The following is a 21,164-nucleotide window of genomic DNA, read 5'->3' on the forward strand; positions in this document are numbered from 1 at the left end:
TCCATTAAAAGCCAATATTCACCCCAAATGCCCAAGATTGTGTTCTCGGATAAAAGCCCCTTGAGTCAATCCCGGCATCGAATCCGGTATCTTGTAGTTCTGGATCCAATCCAGAGTAGGATGTGATGGTAGCCAAATTTCTACCGGTTAGATAAACATAAAGATTTCTGACATGTTCGCTTTTCAGACTGACGTTATATCCCAAGGTAACATTATCAATCTTGACAAATGAGCCATTTTCCAAGTAATAGTCTGAGTACTGCGGATCGTCGTCTAACCGATCGTGCTTGCCGAAAGCAGATTCAAGAACATTATTGGGCAACCATTTTTTGTTCCCAAAGAACATGTCTGCTGTATTCAGAATATCATATTTAAATTTACCGCGGAGGAATACCGTCAAATCAAATCCCTTATAACTAACCCGGTTACCCAAAGATGCCTGAAATTTGGGCACTCCATTTCCGATATACGTCAAATCATCATTATTCATGTCTCCCGCATGTGCAGTAGATCCGTCCGCTTTATAAAACAGCCATTTCCCAGCATCATCATAGCCGGCAAAGCGTTTTCCGTAAAAAGACCCAATTTCTCCCCCCTCTTCCAAGCGAATTGCGGAGCCTAAGTTACCTGGAGAAGGAAGACCGCCAAATTCTAAATAATCGCTTTGGAAGACATCACTAGACAGCTTTGTCAATTCATTCTGTTGATAATTGCCGGTAAAATCGATCTGCCAATGTACGTTGTCATTTCTAATCGGCGAACCACTCAGCTGCAATTCGATTCCCTTGTTAACAACTTCGCCTACGTTGTACCAGATGGTTGACTGTCCGTAAGATGGTTGTTGCGCACGATACTCATACAGCAAATCAGAAGTTTTCCGGTGGTATACATCAAGCGCACCGGTCACCCTATTGTTGAACAAACCGAAGTCGACGCCGATATTCGTTTCCGCTTTCTGTTCCCAACGCAAATCAGGGTTTGGGTTACGGGAAAGTCCGTAGGTTTGATAATAAATACCACCTTGTGGGTACACACCGCCGGTTCCCAATGTAATTAACGAAAGGTAGTTTGGAATACCTTGATTACCCGTTACCCCATAACCTACACGTAACTTCAGGTCATTAATCACTTCTTTGTTGGTAAAGAATTCCTCATTGGAGATATTCCAACCCGCCGAGACCGCAGGGAAGTTACCCCATTTATTATTCGCACCAAATCTGGACGAACCCTCACGGCGTAAGATCGCCGTAACAAAGTACCTATCAGCATAATTATAGTTCACGCGACCAAAGAATGCGATCAGTGTATTGTCTTCTTTAAACGACCCCATGGTGGGCCGTGGCAACTGATCATTCGTAAGCGCGGTTCCAGATCCAAAGTTCCAATCCAGAAAACCATCGGTGGTGAATCCGTTATTAGACATATCAAACCATTCCGCTGTAGCATACTGATAGCTATAACCCAATAGACCTGTTATGGTGTGCAGGTCATTAAAAGTCTTATTATAATCAATCGTGCTCTCGAATGTCTTGGTCCAGTTCAACTCATTGCGTTTATAAGCATAAGCCATCCCTTGATATTCCGAAGTAAGTCGCTGGTCCCAATCTTCCGTAGAACGATACTGACGATCATTCCAGTTATCGCGGACATAGGATCCAAAGGCAGAAACACTCAGTTCATCCAAAATCTGGTATTTGAGACGGGCATTGCCCGAGAAAGTTTGTTGTGCCCGGTCATTGATACGATGTGCCAATCGGCTCATCGGGTTATAGTTATTGTATTCCTGCGTCTGATAAAAAGATCCGTCTTCATTGTAAATAGGGGCGGTTGGATTACGTTGTACAGCCTGTTCGAAATCTGGAACATTTTCTGAATCGTCGTCCTTCCGGCCACCCAATAAGTCGGCCTTAGCGAAATTAGCGGCAATATTCGCAGACAACGTCAATCGGTCGTTAAGTCCTGTCTGATTAAAATTAATCCGGCCTCCAAACTGATCTTTACTGTTCGATTTGGCAATACCCTGTGCCTGTTCATAGTTAAAGGAAGCCCGATAAGTTGAATTTTCCCCACCACCACTGGCTATAAAATTATGGAAATGCGAAAAATTATTTTTGTTTATTAATTCACTGTAAAGATCGGTGTCAGATCCTAAGTCATACGATGGTCGGTTCAGTCCGTCAATTACTTTTTCACGAAATTGTGTTGCGTTCAGCATAGTAGGTCTACGGTTCACGATTTCGGATTGCCCATAGGTCAAATATTCAAATTGTGGTGTACCAGCCTTTCCTTTTTTAGTCGTTACCAGAATTACGCCACCATTTCCCCGGGTGCCATAAATAGCTGCTGCCGACCCGTCTTTCAGTACGTCGATCGATTCAATATCTCCCTGCTTGACTAAGTCCAGGTTCCCTCCAGGAATCCCATCAATGACAATGAGTGGGCTATTCGTCCCTTTCATAGAGGCCATACCTCTTAATTGGATATTCGTCGCAGAATTTGGATTACTCCCCTGAGCACGTGTAATATTCAACCCTGCCACTTTACCCTGAACAAGCTCCATTGGGTTTCTCATTCCTCCTCGGTTGAAATCCTCTTCTTTGACCGAGGCAACCGCAGAGGTAATTTCCTTCCGTCGCTGTGTACCATAACCGACGACCACGACCTCATCCAATATTTCTTCATCGGAAGTTAACCTAATCTGGATCGTGGTTTCTCGCACAGTCACCTCTTGGGTAGAAAAACCAATGAAACGAACTTGCAGTACGTCACCAATTTCCGCTGGAATTTCAAAGTTACCCTTATCATCCGTTTGCGTAGCGACATCCTCTCCTTTCACGTTGACGGTTACTCCTGAAAGTGGAGCTCCTGTAGATGTGTTCCGTACAGTACCCGTAATGATTTGTTGCTGAGTAGTTGAAGTTATTATTTCTGTTGCATCCTGATATGGTTTATGCGCTGCATAACCATAGTTGCAAGTCATCAAAGCAAAGCATAGCATACTGCCTTTTACGAAACCTGTCCGACACCTGTTTGAACTGTAATTGTTTAGCATATTAATATAGTTTATTGTCAGCTGCTACATAGATAATCCGGTTTTATCTTTGTATAAATACTCAAGTCTATAAATTGTAGCAATAAAGTTACAGCGTTTCGCATGCAGACTTGTTAATGAGTTGTTAACGATCTCGAAATCTAGCTGTTCTTACTCTAGCTCTAGCTCTACCTCTATTTCTTTTTTATCATTTGTAAAAAGAATTCTCGTGTAGTGTTCAGATATTTGTAGTCAACAATAAAAAGCTATGAATTGGATTATATTGATTATCGCAGGATTATTTGAAGTTGGGTTTACGTCTTGCTTAGGAAAAGCGAAACACACTACGGGGACCGAAATGTACCTTTGGTATGGTGGTTTTGGCGTATGCCTAACAGTGAGCATGCTACTGCTGATGAAAGCGACCCAGGCGCTGCCGCTAGGAACGGCTTATGCTGTCTGGACAGGGATTGGCGCAGTGGGAACTGTCCTGGTTGGCATTTTTATATTTAAAGAGCCAACTGACTTTTGGCGTGTATTTTTCATTTTTACATTGATCGCTTCGATTATCGGCCTCAAGGTAGTTTCCACACATTAATACCAAAAAAAAATGTACTTTTGTGCCTAGTAAAAACGGAAAATATGTTTCCGTTATCAAGAGCATTATGCACTATGTTAGAGAAACTACAAGCTATAAAAGAGCGGTGGGAAGAGGTAGAAGCTGAATTAAGCAAGCCCGAAACCATCAATGATATGAAACGTTTTGCCAAGTTGAACAAGGAGTATAAGGACTTGGGTAAAATTGTGGAGCAATATCATATCTATAAGAATATCGTTAGTAATATAGAGACCAATAAAGATATACTCGCCAATGAAAAAGATCAGGAGTTAAGGGAGATGGCAAAAGAGGAGCTTGATATCTTATTAACGGAAAAAGAGGAAAAAGAGGAAGAAGTTCGATTGATGCTTATCCCGAAAGATCCAGAGGACGGCAAAAATGCTATTATCGAGATTCGTGGAGGTACGGGAGGAGATGAAGCTGCCCTATTCGCGGGAGATCTATATAGAATGTATACTCGTTTCTTCGAGACAAAGGGGTGGCGCACGGAAGTAATGGATGTAACGGAGGGAACGTCTGGTGGATACAAAGAGGTTATATTAAAAGTCATCGGCGAAGATGTGTATGGCCAACTAAAATATGAATCAGGCGTGCATCGTGTGCAGCGCGTTCCGGATACGGAGACGCAAGGACGAGTGCATACATCTGCGGCTTCCGTAGCTGTTTTGCCGGAAGCTGAAGATGTCGATGTAGAGCTAAACCCCGGTGATATTGAAATGCAAACCTCCCGTTCGGGTGGTGCTGGAGGGCAAAACGTCAACAAAGTAGAAACGAAGGTGCAGTTGACACACAAGCCTTCTGGGATCGTGGTTGTGTGCCAAGTTGAGCGCTCGCAGTTAGCAAATCGTGAGCTTGCGATGGAGATGCTTCGGAATAAACTGTACGAACTTGAGGTTCAGAAAAAACACGGTGATGTAGCTGCCAAACGTAAAACGATGGTGTCTACAGGAGACCGTTCCGCTAAGGTGCGAACGTATAATTATCCGCAGGGACGCGTTACAGAACACCGGATCGGTTTGACGCTTTACAACCTCCCGGCTGTTATGGATGGTGATATTCAAGGTATTATAGATGCCCTCCAATTTGCAGAGAATGCAGAGAAAATGAAAGATGGAGCAGTAGACTAAATTTTTTCAAAAAAATTTCCGCATTCTGCAAAATACACCTATATTTGCACACCTTCAAACGAGAAGGATATGAGGTCTGGTAGTTCAGCTGGTTAGAATACATGCCTGTCACGCATGGGGTCGCGGGTTCGAGTCCCGTCCAGACCGCAAAAAAGGAAGCAATTATTGCTTCGAAAAAGTTCTTAGAATATCCTTCTATAAAAAGAAGAAATTAGGTCTGGTAGTTCAGCTGGTTAGAATACATGCCTGTCACGCATGGGGTCGCGGGTTCGAGTCCCGTCCAGACCGCTAGGAAAGGGTTTATCTATATAGATAAACCCTTTTTTATTTCGTTTAACACGCTATCCTCGCTTGACTTTGGGTTTTAAATCGGTCAGTGAAGCTATTTTGATGGGACTGCCCTGCTCGATACTACGGCGGGCAGCTACACCGATTAAAATAGACATGACGCCGTCCCGCAGCCCAGCTGAATGTCCGTATGGATCAGGGGCTTCAGGCTGTTTAAACAGCTTGTCATGCAAGCGTCGGTCACCACCGCCATGTCCCGCGCGTTCACTAGCTACCTGGATGATCTGGTAATCCTGCCAGTTCTTATAAAGAACGACAGGTTCATGAATAATATCCACATTTTCGACTTGTCGCATCTCCGCAGCATGGAGGCTCTCCTGGTCTAAGCTATCATTTTTCATCCATGGAATATCTAGCCAAGCCTCGATGCGTCCTTTTTGTCCGTTAAATGCAATTCGCCAGCCCTCAAACGGAGAATAGGTAGTCAGCGAGTAATTGGCTATCGTCCCATTGGCGTACTTGATTTGTGCAGACATCTTATCGTAAATATCAATCTCATTTCGATAAACACATCCATCTCGAATATACCCGTCATGTACCTCGTTCGCTACATATAGATTCATTGCATGGGAATCTTTGGTGATGTCCCAATAGTAACTGCACTCTTTTTTATACGAACAACTCCGACAACTCGTCCCTCGAAAAGGTCCGTTTTTTCCATAATGTTCCAACGCGCCGTAAGCAAACACTTCATCTGGCTCCGAATCCAACCACCAATTGAGTAGGTCAAAATGGTGTGTAGCCTTGTGTATCCATAATGACCCACCTTTGCTCATCAATCCATGCCAGCGTCGGAAATAAGATGCGCCATGATGGGTATTGAGGTACCAATTGAAATCAACCGACGTGATTTCTCCAATCTCGCCATTCATGATCAATTCCTTGATCTTTGTCATATATGGGCTCCAGCGATAGTTAAATCCCACAATTAGTTTCTTGCCATACTGGCGTTCAGCATCTAGAATGGCTTGGGCTTTTATCTCATCTGTTGTCAGCGGTTTTTCAGTGAGCACGTCACAGCCTGCAGCCAGTCCTTCGATAATCTGCTCGTGATGAGATGAGTCTGTCGTACATACGATGACCAAATCTGGTTTCGTTGTATGGAGCATCTCCTTAAAGCTGACAAAGGTCGGACAATTGACTTTCATATACTCCTTTCCATACTGCAACCTGCCGGGATTGATATCGCTTAGCCCAACAAATTCCAGCTGATCTGGATACTGTTCCACCAACCGGCGTCCCCAGAAAGAGATACCTCGTATGCCTGTGCCGACCAAGGTGACCCTAAGTTTGCGGTTCAAACCAAATGCATTGGCAGGCAAGGACATTACCGACCCCGCAGCAAGCAATGCAACGGACTGTAAAAATGATCTTCTTGAAAAACTCTCCATGTTATTCCATTTATAATAGTTTATCGTATACGTGTATTCAACGATACAGTTAGCACATCCAAAGTAAGAAAAAACTTCGCGTTGACCAAACCTAAATAAATTCATTTTTATATGCAATTTAATTGCGCATAATATAAAATGAATTTATTTTGCTCTCCTCTGCCATTCAAGGCTTATTTTATAGAGGAAATATATAATAAAAAACATCTCGGCAGGATATCAAACAAAAAAGACGCGATATAATCGCGTCTCTTTCCTTTAAAAATTATAAACTACTAAATCATGAAAAATTTCTATGCAGTCTCTTCTACATCAGCTGTAGAAAACTCCTCAAACACTTCTGCGAATCCTTCGTAATCAGCATCTCCCTCAGGGGAGAAACTACGGATCCCATTTTCTTCCACATATACTTTGAGCTCTGGATGTATATCTCCATCGACAAATACAGCTATATCCGTATATGAAAGTGCTCCTTTGTACATATCTACATACGAGCCATCGCCGTAAGGAGCTGCTTCCTTCGAACTCATGTCGTCTTGCGCCGCCATCTCGGCATATTTTGGTCCAACAGTATCAAAGTCTTCGTTTGCATAAAGGGAATACATCACTTTAGCATCCTTGAATGTGGGATCGTCTTTATAAGCCGTTTTTAAATATGCCGGAACCATAGCCGAAAACCAACCGTGGCAATGCACCACGTCCGGTGACCACCCCAACTTCTTCACAGTCTCTAGTACACCTTTACAAAAAAACAACGATCGTTCGTTATTATCTGTAAAAAACTCACCTTTGTCGTCACGAAAAACCTTTTTCCGCTGAAAGTATTCTTCATTATCTAAAAAATACACCTGCATCCGTGCAGCAGGTAATGAAGCAACCTTAATAATAAGCGGATTGTCATTGTTATCCACCACGATGTTCATTCCCGACAACCTTATCACTTCATGAAGACGATTTCTGCGCTCATTGATATTACCGAAACGCGGCATCAAAATACGGATTTCAAATCCTTTCTCCTGCATCGCTTGTGGTAATTGGCGTGTTATTTCAGAAATTTTACTTATTTCAAGGAAAGGCGACATCTCATGGGTTACAAACAATATTTTCGTTTTTGCCATCTCCAATTCTTTTTTTATTTATCGAACAGTAAAATCGGTCTACAAAGATACGACTATTTTATGAATTTTACAATCTATTAATCTTTACGTCTTTATATTACAGATTTATTTCTGCAAATTTGCGCCCTCATTTTAACGTTTGCCGTGAAGATATTTAGAACAAAACAGGCCCTTCAAACTTATCTCGATAAAATTCGCGAAAATAATCAGCGTATAGCGCTTGTTCCCACTATGGGAGCACTTCATGAAGGGCATCTTTCGTTAGTAAAAGATGCACAGCAAATTGCTGACGTCGTAGTGTGTAGTATTTTTGTCAATCCCACTCAATTTAATGACCCAAGCGATCTCGAAAGATATCCACGCCCAGAAGAAAATGACCTACGGTTGTTACAAGAAGTCCGATGTGATGTCGCTTTTATACCGACCGTGGAAGAAATGTATCCGAAAACGGAAGAATCTTGGCATCTTGATCTTGGAAACTTGGAACAGATATGGGAAGGAGAAAAGCGACCGGGACATTTCCAGGGCGTAACCCAGATCGTATATAAGCTATTCCGCTTGGTCGAGCCCGATGTTGCCTGTTTTGGACAAAAAGATTTCCAACAAGTTATGGTCATCCAAAGGCTGATAGACATAAAAAAGCTACCTATTGCTCTACATATCTGCCCAACTATCCGAAACGAGAAAGGACTCGCATTAAGTTCTCGCAACACGCGTCTTTCGGAAGCTGGAAAGAATAAAGCATCGGCGTTATACCGTTCCTTGAACCATATCAAGCATTATTTTAAAGAACGTGAACTGACCGTCCTTCGAAAAGAAGCCTTAGACATCCTTTATCATGAAGAAGAATTAGAGGTGGAATATCTAGCGATATGTGAAAGCCGTTCATTACAAGAAATTGATCACATCGATCCTACTAAAAGCCATGTTGCATTACTCGTTGTCTGGGTAGAGGGGGTGAGGTTGATTGATAATATGTTATTGGATTAATATGTTACTTTTTTTCTCTCAAAAAAAGTAACCAAAAAAAGTCGTCGCTGAAAACCTTTGACATCTGGGATAGTACAATAATGTAATTTCTACAGCTGTCAAAGCTTTTGAGGCGACATGTACTGTTAAGGAGAGGGGCGTGCAATACTTACCAAAGCATAATTTTTTAGCTGGTGTTACGCTACTAAGGAACGGCGGATCAAGCGGGTTAGGTTGCGAGGTCCATATCCATCCGAAGGCAATAGACACAAATGGCAAATGAAGACGCCAAATCATATAATTAAAAAAATTTTAGGTAATTTTGTAATATGTTGATTGAAGTAATGAAATCAAAGATTCATCGGGTTCGCGTTACGCAGGCGGAACTGAATTACGTGGGAAGCATCACGATTGATGAGGATTTGATGGATGCGGCAAATATTGTTGCGAACGAAAAGGTGCAGATTGTAAATAACAATAACGGGGCTCGACTAGAAACCTACGTTATTCCGGGTGAACGTGGAACAGGTACTATTTGCCTCAACGGCGCTGCTGCCCGGCTGGTGCAGGTGGGTGATATTATTATTATTATTTCTTATGCGAGCATGACACCGGAAGAAGCCAGGGTACACAAACCCGCGTTGCTATTTCCAGATCATAACAATAAATTAACACTATAGTTCCCTTATCTTTCTTTATCTTCGTATATCAACGCAAGATACATGTATGCATAAACTGAGTACTACATACCGTAATCTTATCGCTTGGTCATTAAGCGTTTGGATGGTGGCTATTATCACCAGTGGCGTAGTATTCATGCACAAAGAGGTCACATCAACGGGGGAGATTGTTACCCACATTCACCCTTATGACTTCACTAAAAAAGGGGAACCTCATCATCACCACTCGGACGATGAAATTCAGTTTTTAAACGTTGTATTTGCAGGTGTATTCGTAGCTAGCGATTTACAGGCCTTTGAGCTTTCCATTACGCCAATTATGCTACGCATACATTATGCAGAGCTGGTGGAAACCGCGCCTTCCACATCACTCTTTCATTATGATTTGCGGGGTCCTCCTTCCTCTTTTCTATCCTAATTTCCACTTTCCGGGTGGTCCTCGGAAATTTAACTAAACGCATTTAATTATTACAGGATAAGGTTTTGTATGATGTGGTGATTTCCTTCACTTCCAGCATACCTTAATTGCTCATTCGCTTGGCGCCTATCCCCGTGATGTCTTTTCAGGACAAAACGCTGATTCAGGATGGTGTCATGGTCTCGAGTTTCATATGAATTATATACATGACAAAAAGATACAACAACAGGCTTTATCTAATAGCCTTACTCTATATATTTCCCCTTGCTTTGTTTTCGCAATCGTCCTTAAAAGGAAAGATCACAAAGCCAGATGGTAACCCTATCGCACAGGCCACCGTACTTATCGATGGTTCGGGTAAAGCCACCTCAACGGACGAGAACGGAGAATTTGCCTTTTCCGGTATATTAAACGGACGAATCACACTTATCACACGTGCCGTCGGCTATCAAACAAACAGGCAGTCGTTGGAAAGCGTGGGTAATAGCCCTGTGCACATCGTTTTACAGGAAGATAACCTGAACTTGAATGAAGTGGTAGTGAGTGCCACCCGATATGGTCTAGACCGACGTGAAGCTCCTGTGGTCGTGAATGTACTAGGTCCCAAGCTGTTCAATGCGACACAATCTGTAGCCATGTCGGAAACATTGAATTACCAACCAGGCGTCCGGGTTGAGAACAACTGCCAGAATTGCGGTTTTTCCCAAGTACGGTTAAATGGTATGGAAGGAGCTTATTCCCAAATATTGGTTAACAGCCGCGCTGTATTCAGCGCGCTTAACAGTGTATACGGGTTAGATCAAATTCCAACCAGTATGATAGACCGCATCGAAGTTGTACGAAGCGGTGGATCGGCATTATTTGGTGCAAATGCCATCGCGGGAACTATTAACATCATTACCAAAGACCCGATAGAAAACGATTGGCAGGTTAAATCCACGAATTCGTTGATCGATGGAAAAGCCTGGGATAATACAATCGATTTTAACACCTCTTTTGTAGAGGACGATCTCATGACAGGTGTCACCTTCTATGGTATGCACCGTAATAGAGAAGCCTGGGACGCCAATGGAGATGGTTTTTCAGAAATTACGAAGATGCGCAATACGACATTTGGTACCAAAGCGTTCTTTAAACCGTCAGAGTACGATAAAATCACGTTGGACTTGAGTGTGCTGAATGAATTTCGTCGAGGCGGCGATCGTTTGGAACTAGCACCACATTTCACAGACATTACGGAGCAGTTACAAACAAATTCTTTCATCGGCGGCTTGACCTACGATCACTATTCAAAAGATTGGAAACATAAGATATCGCTTTATGCTTCCGCTCAAAAAAGTGCACGCGACAGTTACTATGGTGGTTTAGGCGGATCGACAGATCGACAGGATAGCATCATTGCCGCGAATGCTTATGGGACCACCCGTGATTTCGCCATGGTGACTGGTGGACAGTATACCTACCACTTTGAAAAAGATATTTTCACCGCTGGCGTAGAGTTTACAGTTAACAATACGGATGATGACATCCCCGGATACAGCAGAAGCATTGACCAAAAAACAAGAGGAATCGGTACTTACGCACAATATGAGTGGAAAGTGATCGATCCGCTAAAACTTTTACTTGGCGCACGTTATGATCATACACATGTCGATGGTAAATACGCGTTATTAAACCACGACCGGGCTTCGGAAGAGAATTTCGGTACGTTCAGCCCACGTTTTACTGTACTGTATGATATCACTGGAGAACTTCAATTTCGGGGGGGATATGCACGTGGATTCCGAGCCCCACAAGCATTCAACGAAGATATGCATGTAACCTCCATAGGTGGTGACCAGGTTTTTGTTTTAATGGGACAAGATCTCGAAACGGAGTATTCCGATGCCTATACCGGTTCATTCAATTATACACGGAACTTCGGTCGCACACAAACGAGCTTATTGGTAGAAGGTTTTTATACGGATTTACACAATCCTTTTATAAATGTCATGACTTCAGAGGAAGACAACATTATTTTGGAAGAAATGCGTAATGGCACGGGAGCTAAAGTATATGGTACCAATATCGAGTTGAGTGTGGCTCCATCGAATGCCTTAACCCTGCAGGCAGGAGGAACCATACAACGCACGAAATATAAAGAAGCCCAGGAGATTTTTGAAGGGGAAGATCCTTCAAACGATGTATATACTACCCGATTTGTACGTACTCCGAACGCTTATGGCTATCTAAACGTCAACATGAAACCCACATCGAGATTCGCTGTGGATATAACGGGCGTATATACAGGAAGCATGTTAGCCCCACACTATCAGCCAGATGAAACCATGTTGCTTAAAACGACGCGAGATTTTATGGAAATGAACATACGCTTAGGTTATACATTACCTATAAGAAAAGAATTTAGCGTCGAACTGTTTGGAGGCATACAAAATATGTTTAATGCTTTCCAACGCGATTTCGATAGCGGGCCGTTACGGGATTCGGATTATGTTTATGGCCCTACGAAGCCACGGACGTATACCTTTGGCATCCGAATTGGGCATTTTCATTAAAATACGTTGTAGAGACGTCCGTTTGTGGCGTCTCCACAATTTAAAAATAAGGAACAATACAGTGATACGTCATATCGCCATCATAACCCTCTGTTTATTAGGATCCTTTTCCTTTGCACAACAAAGGGATACTGTTGACTGGTTATCGTTTGAAGAACTGTCAGACTCATTGGCTATCAAACCCAAAAAAGTTCTGTTGTTCTTTCATACCGACTGGTGTGCCTATTGCCGTAAAATGGAACGCGATGTTTTTACCGATCGCGAGATTGTAAACGAACTCAATCAGCATTACTATGCCGTCAAATTTGATGCAGAGAGTGCGGATACAGTATATTTTGACGGGCAAATTATCACCAATGAAGTGAAGCAAAAGCGTATGGGACAATATCACGACATAGCCAAACTATTAGCCACCCGCAATGGTCAATTTACTTTTCCCACGACCTTGATTCTAGATTCTGATTTTACCGTGCAACAACGATTTTTTCAGTATCTAGATAGAAAGAAGCTGTTGAACGTATTATCAACTGGTAAATAACCACGTCCGAAAGTATGCATTTAAGATACGCCCTATTCCTAGCGTCTAACTACTGATATAGTTTTGAAGTTGATCAATGGTCTGCTTTTGATCTTCGATAATATGTTTGACGATATCACCGATGGAAATAATACCCATAACGGTATGATCTTCCACCACCGGCAAATGCCTGAATAGGTTGTTGGTCATCATTTCCATACAATTTTCAATTTTTTCGTCGGTGGTGATGGTTCGTGGGTTATGCGTCATAACCGCGTGAATCGGTGTGTCTTTGGAAGATTTACCTTGTAAGACGATTTTTCGAGCATAGTCACGCTCTGTGAAAATCCCAACCAGCGCATTTTCCTCCATAACCAACAACGCACTGATATTTTTTTCCATCATTATTTGCAAAGCTTCCAGTACGGAAGTGTTTTGGCTTACAGCGTGGATGACGGACGGCTTTCTCTCGAGGATGTGTTTTACGGTTTTCATAACAAATTGATTATTAACGCAATTAGACAAATAAAGATAGTTCTTTTTATCTAAATAAAAAAATCCATCTCACGAACCATGATATAAACAAAAGATCGCTTTAGAAGCTGCTTAAAGACGTTTAAAACACATAGGACATGACAACATCACTATAGGTTATCTGCGGATTTCGACCAATATATGCGACACGAAACTCATATTCCTTCACCGGATCTAGCCCGGTTATCGTCACTTTGGATTTCGAGCTTACGACCCTATTCCAATCGGTACCGCTGTTTTTCTGTCGGTATTCATTGATAGGCAAGCACCCGTCTCCAGCTGTTTACTTTGAGTTCTGCGATACGGTATACAAACACGATTATATTGCGAAAATAGGAACGTAATGACGAAACAAAATCTTCGCACCACCGACAAAACTTATTTTTTGTTTCGGAAATGAATATGTTTAATCGTCTTACACAACGTAATACTGCGTCCTATAATTAGTCGCCGTTCTGCAAGCTATTCTAAAATTAGTATCATTTTCTTATTTTTGCTGTAGCATTAAGGTATAAGCCTGCGTTCTATTGGTTAGAAAAGATATAAAAGATAAAAGATGAAAACTCTATTTAAACCACTAATTGTATTATTATGTACCGCAGTTGCATTCAGTTCTTGTATGAAAGATGACAGTGCAGAGAGAGAGGCTGAGCAACGTCAGCAAGAAGAAGCGATTGCCGCTTCCTTAGCTGCGGATGAAATTAAGATTGAAGAATATCTACTAGATAATCCGTCTGAAGCCCCAGGAGGATGGCAGGAAGATGAGACGGAATACCCGCTCGCGCTCATTGGGAAAACGCCTAAAAGAGGGTTTTGGTTCGAGATTTTGGCAGAACCTACAGAAGAAGACGACGAAGACTATACGTACGAGCTTTCTAGTTCCGGAGGGATGGTTTGGCCGAAAGTAAAAGTCAACTATACTGCTTGGTTATTAGACGGTACAGAAGTTCAGTCTGAAGAAAATGGTGATTTTGATTTTGCCACCTTTAGATCCAATTCAAGCGTTTATAATGATGTATGGTTTGCAGCTTTTTTCCCAAAATCGATTCGATATAATGGTCAGGACTATCCTATCGGTGGATTAACTACAAAAGGCTTGAAAAAAGGAAGTAAAATCCGTGTGGTATCGCCGTCGCTCTGGTCTTATGGCGCTAACAAAGTAGGCGACATCCCAGCTAACTCACCATTAGTATATGAGTTTGAAGTATTAAGCATTCAGTAATACAACAGTAAAAAATACAATAAAATAATAATATACAAAGGGCGTGTCCAAAGTTTTTTAGACACGCTCTTTTCTTAATCAAACAATGAAAAACCTTTCAAAATTCTTTTTCCTCTTCCTATTAGCCACAATAAGCATCATGTCCTGCAGTAAATCAGACGACAACAATACCGATTGGGGGGAAGAACAACGCCGTAGAGATTCCTTAAACCGAGTACGTATCGAAGCTTTATTAGAAGAACAAGCTCCCGAACTCAAAGCATTCGCTGAAACAAATTTTGGCGAAGATGCGCAATTTGACGATTCCACCGGCATCTGGTTCAAAATCCATGAACCAGGAGAAGAAGGATCATATACCAGATGGTTAGTCCCGAGTTCTGTGGGTGCCTTGGCTCTCGCCAGACCTACGGTCGAAGTAAAGTATTCAGGTAAATTATTGAACGGCGAGGTGTTTGATGAAACCTCCGCGAATGATCCGAAAGATAAAACCCGTTCTTTCCAGATAGGCACTGATGGCATGGGTAGGGGATTAATTGCCGCTTGGAACCTTGCTTTTTACCCCAAACAGGTCCGGCTAAACGGAAATGATTATAATATCGGCGGACTTACCGAAAAAGGGCTTCAAAAGGGTACTGTTATTGAATTTGCAGCTCCTTCGCCTTACTGTTACGATAATATAGAAAACAAAGACGGAGAAGTTACTATTCCGGCAGATTCTCCCTTGCATTTTTATATTGAAGTGGTGGATATAAAGTAACCTAGTTTACACAAAAAACCAAAGCCCGCTGTGTGAATCAGCGGGCTTTGGTTTTTTTCGGGTAAAATTCAAAAACTTGCAATATACGTGATTTATTTTTAAATTTACACGTAAAGAAAGAGCAAAGATGAATACAAAACTTACGTTAAATTTAGACAAGCACATCATCGATCGTGCGAAGGACTACGCTAAAAGTAATCGCGTAAGCTTGTCGCAACTTATTGAAAATTATTTGGATTCATTAACAAATAAAAACGACAAGAAAGATGTTAAAGTTAGTCCTCTTGTAGAGAGTTTGACTGGCGTGATTCCACGCGAGAACGAAACAGATTACAAAAAAGAATATTATGAATACTTAAATAAGAAATACTCTTGATGGACAGGCTTTTTATTGATACAAACATCGTTATCGATCTTTTACAAAAACGCGAAAGTTTTTATGAAGAAGCTCAGGAACTGTTCACACTTGGAGACGATAAAAAAGTAAAACTATTTATATCGTCCTTGACTATAGCGAATGCACACTTTTTGCTTTCTAAACATTACAATATGCATGATGCTCGAAAAATATTGGCTAAATTTAAAGTTTTGGTTGATGTTTTGCCCTTAGATGATAAAATAATCGAATTGGCATTAACATCGGATCAAAAAGATTTTGAAGACGCTATTCAATACTATACAGCAATTGAAAATAATACGGATATTATTATTACACGAAATAAGAAAGATTTTAAAAAACTTAATATTCCCATTTTAACAGCAAAGGAATATCTAAACCGAAAATAACAACCCTTACACAATGAAGATAGCGCTTGCTCAACTGAATTATCATATAGGCAACTTTACCGCCAACAACGAGAAAATTATCCATCATATTACGCGTGCCAAAGCCGATGGTGCTGATTTAATTGTTTTTGCAGAACTTGCGGTAGGTGGTTACCCTGCCAAGGATCTGCTGCGAAACACCCAATTTATACAACAGTGCACCAATAGCTTACAGGAAATTGCACAAGCTTGCCAAGGTATTTATTGCATCATCGGTTCGCCTGTGACAAATACGGATCCGGAGGGCAAACCACTTTACAATGCCGCCGTGGTACTGGCGGACGGCCAAATTCAACACATCTGTAAGAAAAGCTTATTACCGGATTACGACGTGTTTGATGAATACCGATACTTCGAACCTAACCGTTCTGCCTCTTGTATTGAAATCGCAGGAGAGAAGGTGGCACTAACGGTCTGCGAAGACTTGTGGGACGATGAGGTGTCAAACTCCTATGTAGGCGACTTAATGGCAGAATTGCGGAAGGAAAACCCCTCGCTTATTATCAATATTGCTGCCTCCCCCTTTTCGTATACGCATTTCGACAATCGGATCAATGTATTAAAACGCAATGTCATTAAAGCGGGATGCCCTTTGGTATATGTTAACCAGATTGGTGCACATGCCGATATTATTTTTGATGGCCGTTCGTTAGCGCTGGATAGAAATGGTAACATACTATCTGCATTAGAAGGCTTTTCGGAAGATTACACCGTAGTGGACATTTATGCCCAATCGCCGGCTACTACAAAAGACTTATCGGTAGAAAACCACGATAAACCATCGGAAATAGCGTTGATTCACCAGGCGCTCCTTTTAGGAATCCGCGATTATTTTCAGAAGTCTGGCTTTAAAAGAGCAGTACTCGGCCTGTCAGGAGGATTGGACTCGGCAGTGGTTGCTGCTTTGGCCTGTGAAGCGCTCGGTGCAGAAAATGTCCTTGCCGTCCTGATGCCATCTGTCTATTCCAGTGAACACTCCCTCAAAGATGCTTTGGATTTGGTCGAAAACACCGGTTGTTCCTACCAAATTATCCCTATAAAAGACGTCGCAGAGGCTTTTGAACAAACGCTTTCCGAACCGTTCAGGGATCGCGCTCCTGACCTTACCGAAGAAAATATACAAGCCCGTATTCGAGGAACAGTCCTCATGGCTCTTTCTAATAAATTTGGTCATATCCTATTAAACACGTCCAATAAGAGCGAAGCAGCCGTTGGATATGGAACATTATACGGCGATATGGCGGGTTCTTTAAGTGTAATTGGCGATGTATACAAAACCCAAGCTTATGCATTGGCAGGTTATATTAACCGTGAACGGGAAATCATCCCGGTAAATACCATCGTTAAACCGCCATCGGCAGAATTGCGCCCGGACCAAAAGGACTCCGATTCCTTACCCCCTTACGATATCTTAGACAGTATACTATATCAGCTTATTGAACTGGAAAAATCGGTGACAGCGGTTATCCAGTCGGGATTCGACGAGACGTTGGTAAAACGTATTGCCGGGTTATTAAACAATGCCGAGTTTAAGCGATTCCAAGCACCACCTATACTTCGGGTAAGCCCCAAAGCTTTCGGTAGTGGACGGGTCATGCCATTGGTAGCGAAGTATTTTTAATCTTTTTTTTCCGCAAAAAAAAATAGAAAAAAACTCGTCGCTGGGAAATCTTTGCATAGAGGGTACGTGCAAAGGCAAATTTGTACAGATGCAAAGTTTCCAAGGCGACATTAACGTTTAAGGAGGGTCAATACAATTGCATGATCCCATCCTTAACACCAAAGGTCGCATCCGGATTTTTGAGGTATGTAGAATCTCATTCTTAGTACTATCCATTATCTCAAATATCCGCAGCGACGAGGTTTTGGTCCTTTTCACGGGGAAAAGAACATAAAAATTACTTTAAACCTTCTATCAATTCACTTGTCTAATACCATACTAAAACAAGAGGTTATTATGAATACGATAAAATATATTTTCCTGTTGGGTGTTGTGGCCATCCTTGCTTCCTGTGCTTCTGTGAAGTATAATACCACGCGAGTGCAGCACCAGGATTTTGGCCAATACAAAACGTATAGCTGGCTTCCACCTGTGGATTCGCTGTCTAAAAATTATTTTAACAATGATATTGCCAAAAGCAATATCCTGAATGCTGCCAATAAGGAATTGGAAGCATTAGGTATGCAATATTCCAAAGACAACCCGGATATTCTTTTTCGCTATGTCACGATTGTGAATAACAAAAGCCGTATGGTATATAGCCCATCTTACGGATGGGGTGGCTGGGGTCCTTGGGGTATGGGTTGGGGCTGGGGAATGGGCTGGGGTGGTTACAGCTATCCTGTAGGTCATGAAAAATACCGTTATGCTCACCTCATTATAGAGGCAGTGGATAGACGAACCAACAGTGTTATATGGCAAGCTAGGGGTTCATCTGAGGTTAAATCTCCCGAAAAGACCATTAATAAACTTCCACAGATTGTCAACGGAATATTCAAACAGTATCCGATACAGAAATAAAAAAGAGGCGATGCGCAGTAGAGTGCATCGCCTCTTTTGTTATAATCCAAACACCAACACCTGATCCAACACAACACCCTCATCTAACGCGGAGATTCTAATTCTTGCTTTATCTTTTCCTTGCAAAGGGAACCTTATCTTTCGAATAGCTTGATTACGCAGCACATTCATTTTCCACTCTTCGCTACGCCCCGCAGTCTTATAGGATATTTCCTGTGTAGCGGTATCACCCAGCGAAATGGCGAAACGGATATCCCCTCCCTCTACGGGATGGCTCGGTAACAATCGTACTTCCACGAGAACAGAATCGCCTTGTATTTCCTTCAAATCATAATATAATTCTTCGCCTTTGGCCACGGAAACTGCTTTCCCCTCATAACCAAGTCCTTCTAGAGAGGTAGACTTGCCGTGTAGATCTGCTCCATTCAACGTCAAGTTTGGTTTAATATGGCTTATCATAGGTTCAGTAGCCTGCTCCTCCTTCACACGCTGAAATACCGGCAAATTTCGAGGTTTATAATCCATCATACGATTCCACTTTCCACCATGCAGGTTATTATATTTATCCGTTAGCGCTATAATACGATCAAAGGCATCATGGCTTTCTTTCCAGTCGACTTTCCCATGACGCGCTAATTGTGCATGTAGCATCTTATGGTTCATTTCCGCTGCCCCTTGAATAGGATACGCTATTAATTGAAAAAAAGCTTCTCTTTTGTTCTGTGGAATAAAATTTTCTATCGCGGATACCGCTGTCGAAAGATCTCTGTAGGATTGTAACAGGTCACGCACTTCTTCTTCACTCCAAGGCAAATCACGCACCGTTCTGTAATACGCACGGTCTGCTTCCTCCTCACGCGTATTGCCCATAAATTCCGGTTTACGGATATGTGCTAATCGGTAGTGTTCCTGCATCATGGGCAGCAGTTTTTCACCAGTCTCACGTCCAAACTCACGTGTCAACCAATCTCTAAGATGTTGGTTAACCCCCTTATTGTTGATTTCCGCTATATTCCACGCCATATCCAGAAACAGCTCTGTTTGATATTCCCCCGGTTTGATATCACCGACATTTACAATCCATATTTTACGAACATCATGTTCATAAGCTGTTTTCAGCTGTTGATGGATCAATGCGGGACTCGCGGTGGATAACCATAAATAGTCGTGGGGACGTCCCCAATAGGAAATATGATAATATACACCGTTTCCGCCACTTCGCTGTTTCTCCTCCGCATCAGGGAAATGCGTAATGTATCCATAGTTGTCATCACACCACATCAAGGTAGCGTAGTCAGGCACCTTCATACCTGCTCGGTACACGTCAAGTATTTCCTTATAGGGGATCACAACCTGCGGAATCTGGGACGGATCAGGGTTAATATACGTCTTCAACAATGCCGTTTGATCGACGATAACTTTATCTATAGCATCTTTATATTCTGCAACACCTTTTACCCCTTCCATAGCGCCATCATGCTTACCGCGCATGCCAAGTGTAAATATATTATTTGAGCCACCCAGCTCTTTTAGACGGTCTGTCCAATACGACACGACATTTTCTTTATTGCTGATATAGTTATACCGTCCTTTTCCCACGATATCCCATTCTGTGGCACTGTTTCTGGCTAAGGGTTCGCAATGCGAAGAACCGATATAGATGCCATATTTTTCAGCAGCTTCCCGATTGCCCTGCACAAAATAAAACGGAACCGTTACTTCATGCATGGCCGGCCAGATGGTATTCGCCCGTAACCGCAATAAGAGTTCAAAGATTTTGCTATAGGTCTTCGGACCTATGGTCTGCATTTTTTTTGTTTTGGCAGGATCAATACCCTCTTTTATTTTCGCTTCGCGTTCAAATGTATGGGCGCTCCAAGGCGTTAAACCCCAATCTTCGTCGTTTAGAAAAATCCCTCTGTATTGTACATTAGGATATTGCGTATCTTTAAAATCAGCTGGCAAAATAACGTCCGATTTGCGTTCAGGTGCTACATCGGCCCACCAGACCCAGGGCGATACACCAATTAATCGGGACAACTCCAACACACCATACGCCGCTCCATGTGGATCACTTCCAACCACAAAAAGATATTGTGTATTTCCATCTGTTATCGCTTGTATATGGAAAGCTTCCCATTGTCCTTTAATCTCAGATATATCAATTTGATTTGCAGCCAGGAGCTGATCAAATGACTTGCTTTCCCCCGGAATACCAATGATCACTGATCCGTTCGCTGGCTTATCAGTTAATCGGAACGGCTGCTCGGAGACACTTTTCGAATCTTCCACAATCAAGTCAATTGCCGTTTCCACCAAAGATGCTGTACCACTATAATGCAGGGAGGCACCTTCTCCGTCGGCTATTAGTTTAAATCCATCCTGTGCATAATTGCTAAAAGCAATAAACAAAAGGAAGAACATTCCTATTACTCTTTTCATCATCATTAAAATTATGTTTTATAACGGCAGGATGCAACCTGTGCTGTTATGAGCTTATCATTAAGTAGGAAAATACATTATTAAATTTGC

General features: G+C 42.1%; 19 protein-coding genes and 2 tRNA genes. 15 read left to right on the forward strand and 6 right to left on the reverse strand.

Features of this window, described 5'->3' with window-relative positions:
- Window positions 1-4: 4 nt before the first annotated feature.
- On the reverse strand, window positions 5-2,980 hold the full coding sequence (locus tag G5B43_RS12645) for a SusC/RagA family TonB-linked outer membrane protein (RefSeq protein ID WP_240904860.1): 2,976 nt from the start codon (window positions 2,978-2,980) through the stop codon (window positions 5-7).
- Window positions 2,981-3,299: 319 nt separating this feature from the next.
- On the opposite strand from G5B43_RS12645, the gene G5B43_RS12650 reads away from it, so the two are divergent.
- The 4 genes from G5B43_RS12650 (at window position 3,300) to G5B43_RS12665 (ending at window position 5,065) form a co-directional block, all read left to right on the forward strand.
- Window positions 3,300-3,629, forward strand: coding sequence for a DMT family transporter (locus G5B43_RS12650; RefSeq protein WP_165295114.1), 330 nt, complete (start codon window positions 3,300-3,302; stop codon window positions 3,627-3,629).
- Between the two features lie 74 nt (window positions 3,630-3,703).
- Complete coding sequence (prfA, locus tag G5B43_RS12655; RefSeq protein ID WP_165295115.1) at window positions 3,704-4,777, forward strand: peptide chain release factor 1; 1,074 nt, start codon at window positions 3,704-3,706, stop codon at window positions 4,775-4,777.
- Window positions 4,778-4,850: 73 nt separating this feature from the next.
- A tRNA-Asp gene (locus G5B43_RS12660) sits at window positions 4,851-4,924 on the forward strand.
- A gap of 67 nt (window positions 4,925-4,991) precedes the next feature.
- A tRNA-Asp gene (locus tag G5B43_RS12665) sits at window positions 4,992-5,065 on the forward strand.
- Between the two features lie 53 nt (window positions 5,066-5,118).
- Here G5B43_RS12665 and G5B43_RS12670 read toward each other — a convergent pair.
- Both G5B43_RS12670 and G5B43_RS12675 read right to left on the reverse strand, forming a co-directional pair.
- The gene (locus G5B43_RS12670; protein WP_206367347.1) at window positions 5,119-6,621 is read right to left on the reverse strand and encodes a Gfo/Idh/MocA family protein; all 1,503 of its coding nucleotides are present in this window, start codon (window positions 6,619-6,621) and stop codon (window positions 5,119-5,121) included.
- Window positions 6,622-6,809: 188 nt separating this feature from the next.
- Window positions 6,810-7,634 carry a glycogen/starch synthase gene (locus G5B43_RS12675; protein ID WP_165295116.1) on the reverse strand — a complete coding sequence of 275 codons (825 nt, stop codon included), beginning with the start codon at window positions 7,632-7,634 and terminating at the stop codon, window positions 6,810-6,812.
- 144 nt (window positions 7,635-7,778) lie between these two features.
- Between G5B43_RS12675 and panC the strand changes: the two genes are divergently transcribed.
- The 5 genes from panC to G5B43_RS12700 all read left to right on the forward strand — a co-directional run bounded on the left by panC (window position 7,779) and on the right by G5B43_RS12700 (window position 12,794).
- Entirely contained in the window at window positions 7,779-8,624 is an 846-nt protein-coding gene (gene panC, locus G5B43_RS12680) for a pantoate--beta-alanine ligase (RefSeq protein ID WP_165295118.1), read from the forward strand.
- Window positions 8,625-8,932: 308 nt separating this feature from the next.
- Entirely contained in the window at window positions 8,933-9,283 is a 351-nt protein-coding gene (panD, locus tag G5B43_RS12685) for an aspartate 1-decarboxylase (protein WP_165295119.1), read from the forward strand.
- Between the two features lie 46 nt (window positions 9,284-9,329).
- Window positions 9,330-9,701, forward strand: coding sequence for a hypothetical protein (locus tag G5B43_RS19415; RefSeq protein WP_240904861.1), 372 nt, complete (start codon window positions 9,330-9,332; stop codon window positions 9,699-9,701).
- 206 nt (window positions 9,702-9,907) lie between these two features.
- Entirely contained in the window at window positions 9,908-12,256 is a 2,349-nt protein-coding gene (locus G5B43_RS12695) for a TonB-dependent receptor (RefSeq protein ID WP_165295120.1), read from the forward strand.
- Between the two features lie 61 nt (window positions 12,257-12,317).
- The gene (locus tag G5B43_RS12700) at window positions 12,318-12,794 is read left to right on the forward strand and encodes a thioredoxin family protein (RefSeq protein WP_165295122.1); all 477 of its coding nucleotides are present in this window, start codon (window positions 12,318-12,320) and stop codon (window positions 12,792-12,794) included.
- Between the two features lie 45 nt (window positions 12,795-12,839).
- Here the strand turns inward: G5B43_RS12700 and G5B43_RS12705 are convergent, their stop codons facing one another.
- Both G5B43_RS12705 and G5B43_RS12710 read right to left on the reverse strand, forming a co-directional pair.
- Window positions 12,840-13,268, reverse strand: a complete 429-nt coding sequence (locus tag G5B43_RS12705) for a CBS domain-containing protein (protein ID WP_165295123.1) — start codon at window positions 13,266-13,268, stop codon at window positions 12,840-12,842.
- Between the two features lie 121 nt (window positions 13,269-13,389).
- Window positions 13,390-13,572 (reverse strand): fibronectin type III domain-containing protein, encoded by a 183-nt coding sequence (locus tag G5B43_RS12710; RefSeq protein ID WP_165295125.1) that lies wholly within the window; start codon window positions 13,570-13,572, stop codon window positions 13,390-13,392.
- A 291-nt stretch (window positions 13,573-13,863) separates the two neighbouring features.
- Between G5B43_RS12710 and G5B43_RS12715 the strand changes: the two genes are divergently transcribed.
- From G5B43_RS12715 to G5B43_RS12740, 6 genes are all read left to right on the forward strand, one after another.
- Window positions 13,864-14,529 carry an FKBP-type peptidyl-prolyl cis-trans isomerase gene (locus tag G5B43_RS12715; protein WP_165295127.1) on the forward strand — a complete coding sequence of 222 codons (666 nt, stop codon included), beginning with the start codon at window positions 13,864-13,866 and terminating at the stop codon, window positions 14,527-14,529.
- A gap of 85 nt (window positions 14,530-14,614) precedes the next feature.
- Window positions 14,615-15,286 carry an FKBP-type peptidyl-prolyl cis-trans isomerase gene (locus tag G5B43_RS12720; RefSeq protein ID WP_165295129.1) on the forward strand — a complete coding sequence of 224 codons (672 nt, stop codon included), beginning with the start codon at window positions 14,615-14,617 and terminating at the stop codon, window positions 15,284-15,286.
- A gap of 127 nt (window positions 15,287-15,413) precedes the next feature.
- Window positions 15,414-15,662, forward strand: a complete 249-nt coding sequence (locus G5B43_RS12725) for a DUF6364 family protein (RefSeq protein ID WP_165295131.1) — start codon at window positions 15,414-15,416, stop codon at window positions 15,660-15,662.
- Window positions 15,662-16,072: a type II toxin-antitoxin system VapC family toxin gene (locus G5B43_RS12730; protein WP_165295133.1), complete on the forward strand. Its 411-nt coding sequence runs from the start codon at window positions 15,662-15,664 to the stop codon at window positions 16,070-16,072. Before G5B43_RS12725 ends, G5B43_RS12730 begins: the two co-directional genes overlap by 1 nt.
- Before the next feature lie 13 nt (window positions 16,073-16,085).
- Entirely contained in the window at window positions 16,086-17,732 is a 1,647-nt protein-coding gene (locus G5B43_RS12735; RefSeq protein ID WP_165295135.1) for an NAD+ synthase, read from the forward strand.
- Between the two features lie 336 nt (window positions 17,733-18,068).
- Window positions 18,069-18,632, forward strand: a complete 564-nt coding sequence (locus G5B43_RS12740; RefSeq protein WP_165295137.1) for a DUF4136 domain-containing protein — start codon at window positions 18,069-18,071, stop codon at window positions 18,630-18,632.
- A gap of 39 nt (window positions 18,633-18,671) precedes the next feature.
- Here G5B43_RS12740 and G5B43_RS12745 read toward each other — a convergent pair whose 3' ends face one another.
- A complete protein-coding gene (locus G5B43_RS12745) occupies window positions 18,672-21,080 on the reverse strand; it encodes a glycosyl hydrolase 115 family protein (RefSeq protein ID WP_206367348.1) in 2,409 nt (802 codons plus the stop codon).
- Between the last annotated feature and the right edge of the window lie 84 nt (window positions 21,081-21,164).

The sequence above is a fragment of the Sphingobacterium sp. SGR-19 genome (assembly GCF_011043555.1).
In the GTDB taxonomy this organism is placed as follows: Bacteria; Bacteroidota; Bacteroidia; order Sphingobacteriales; family Sphingobacteriaceae; genus Sphingobacterium.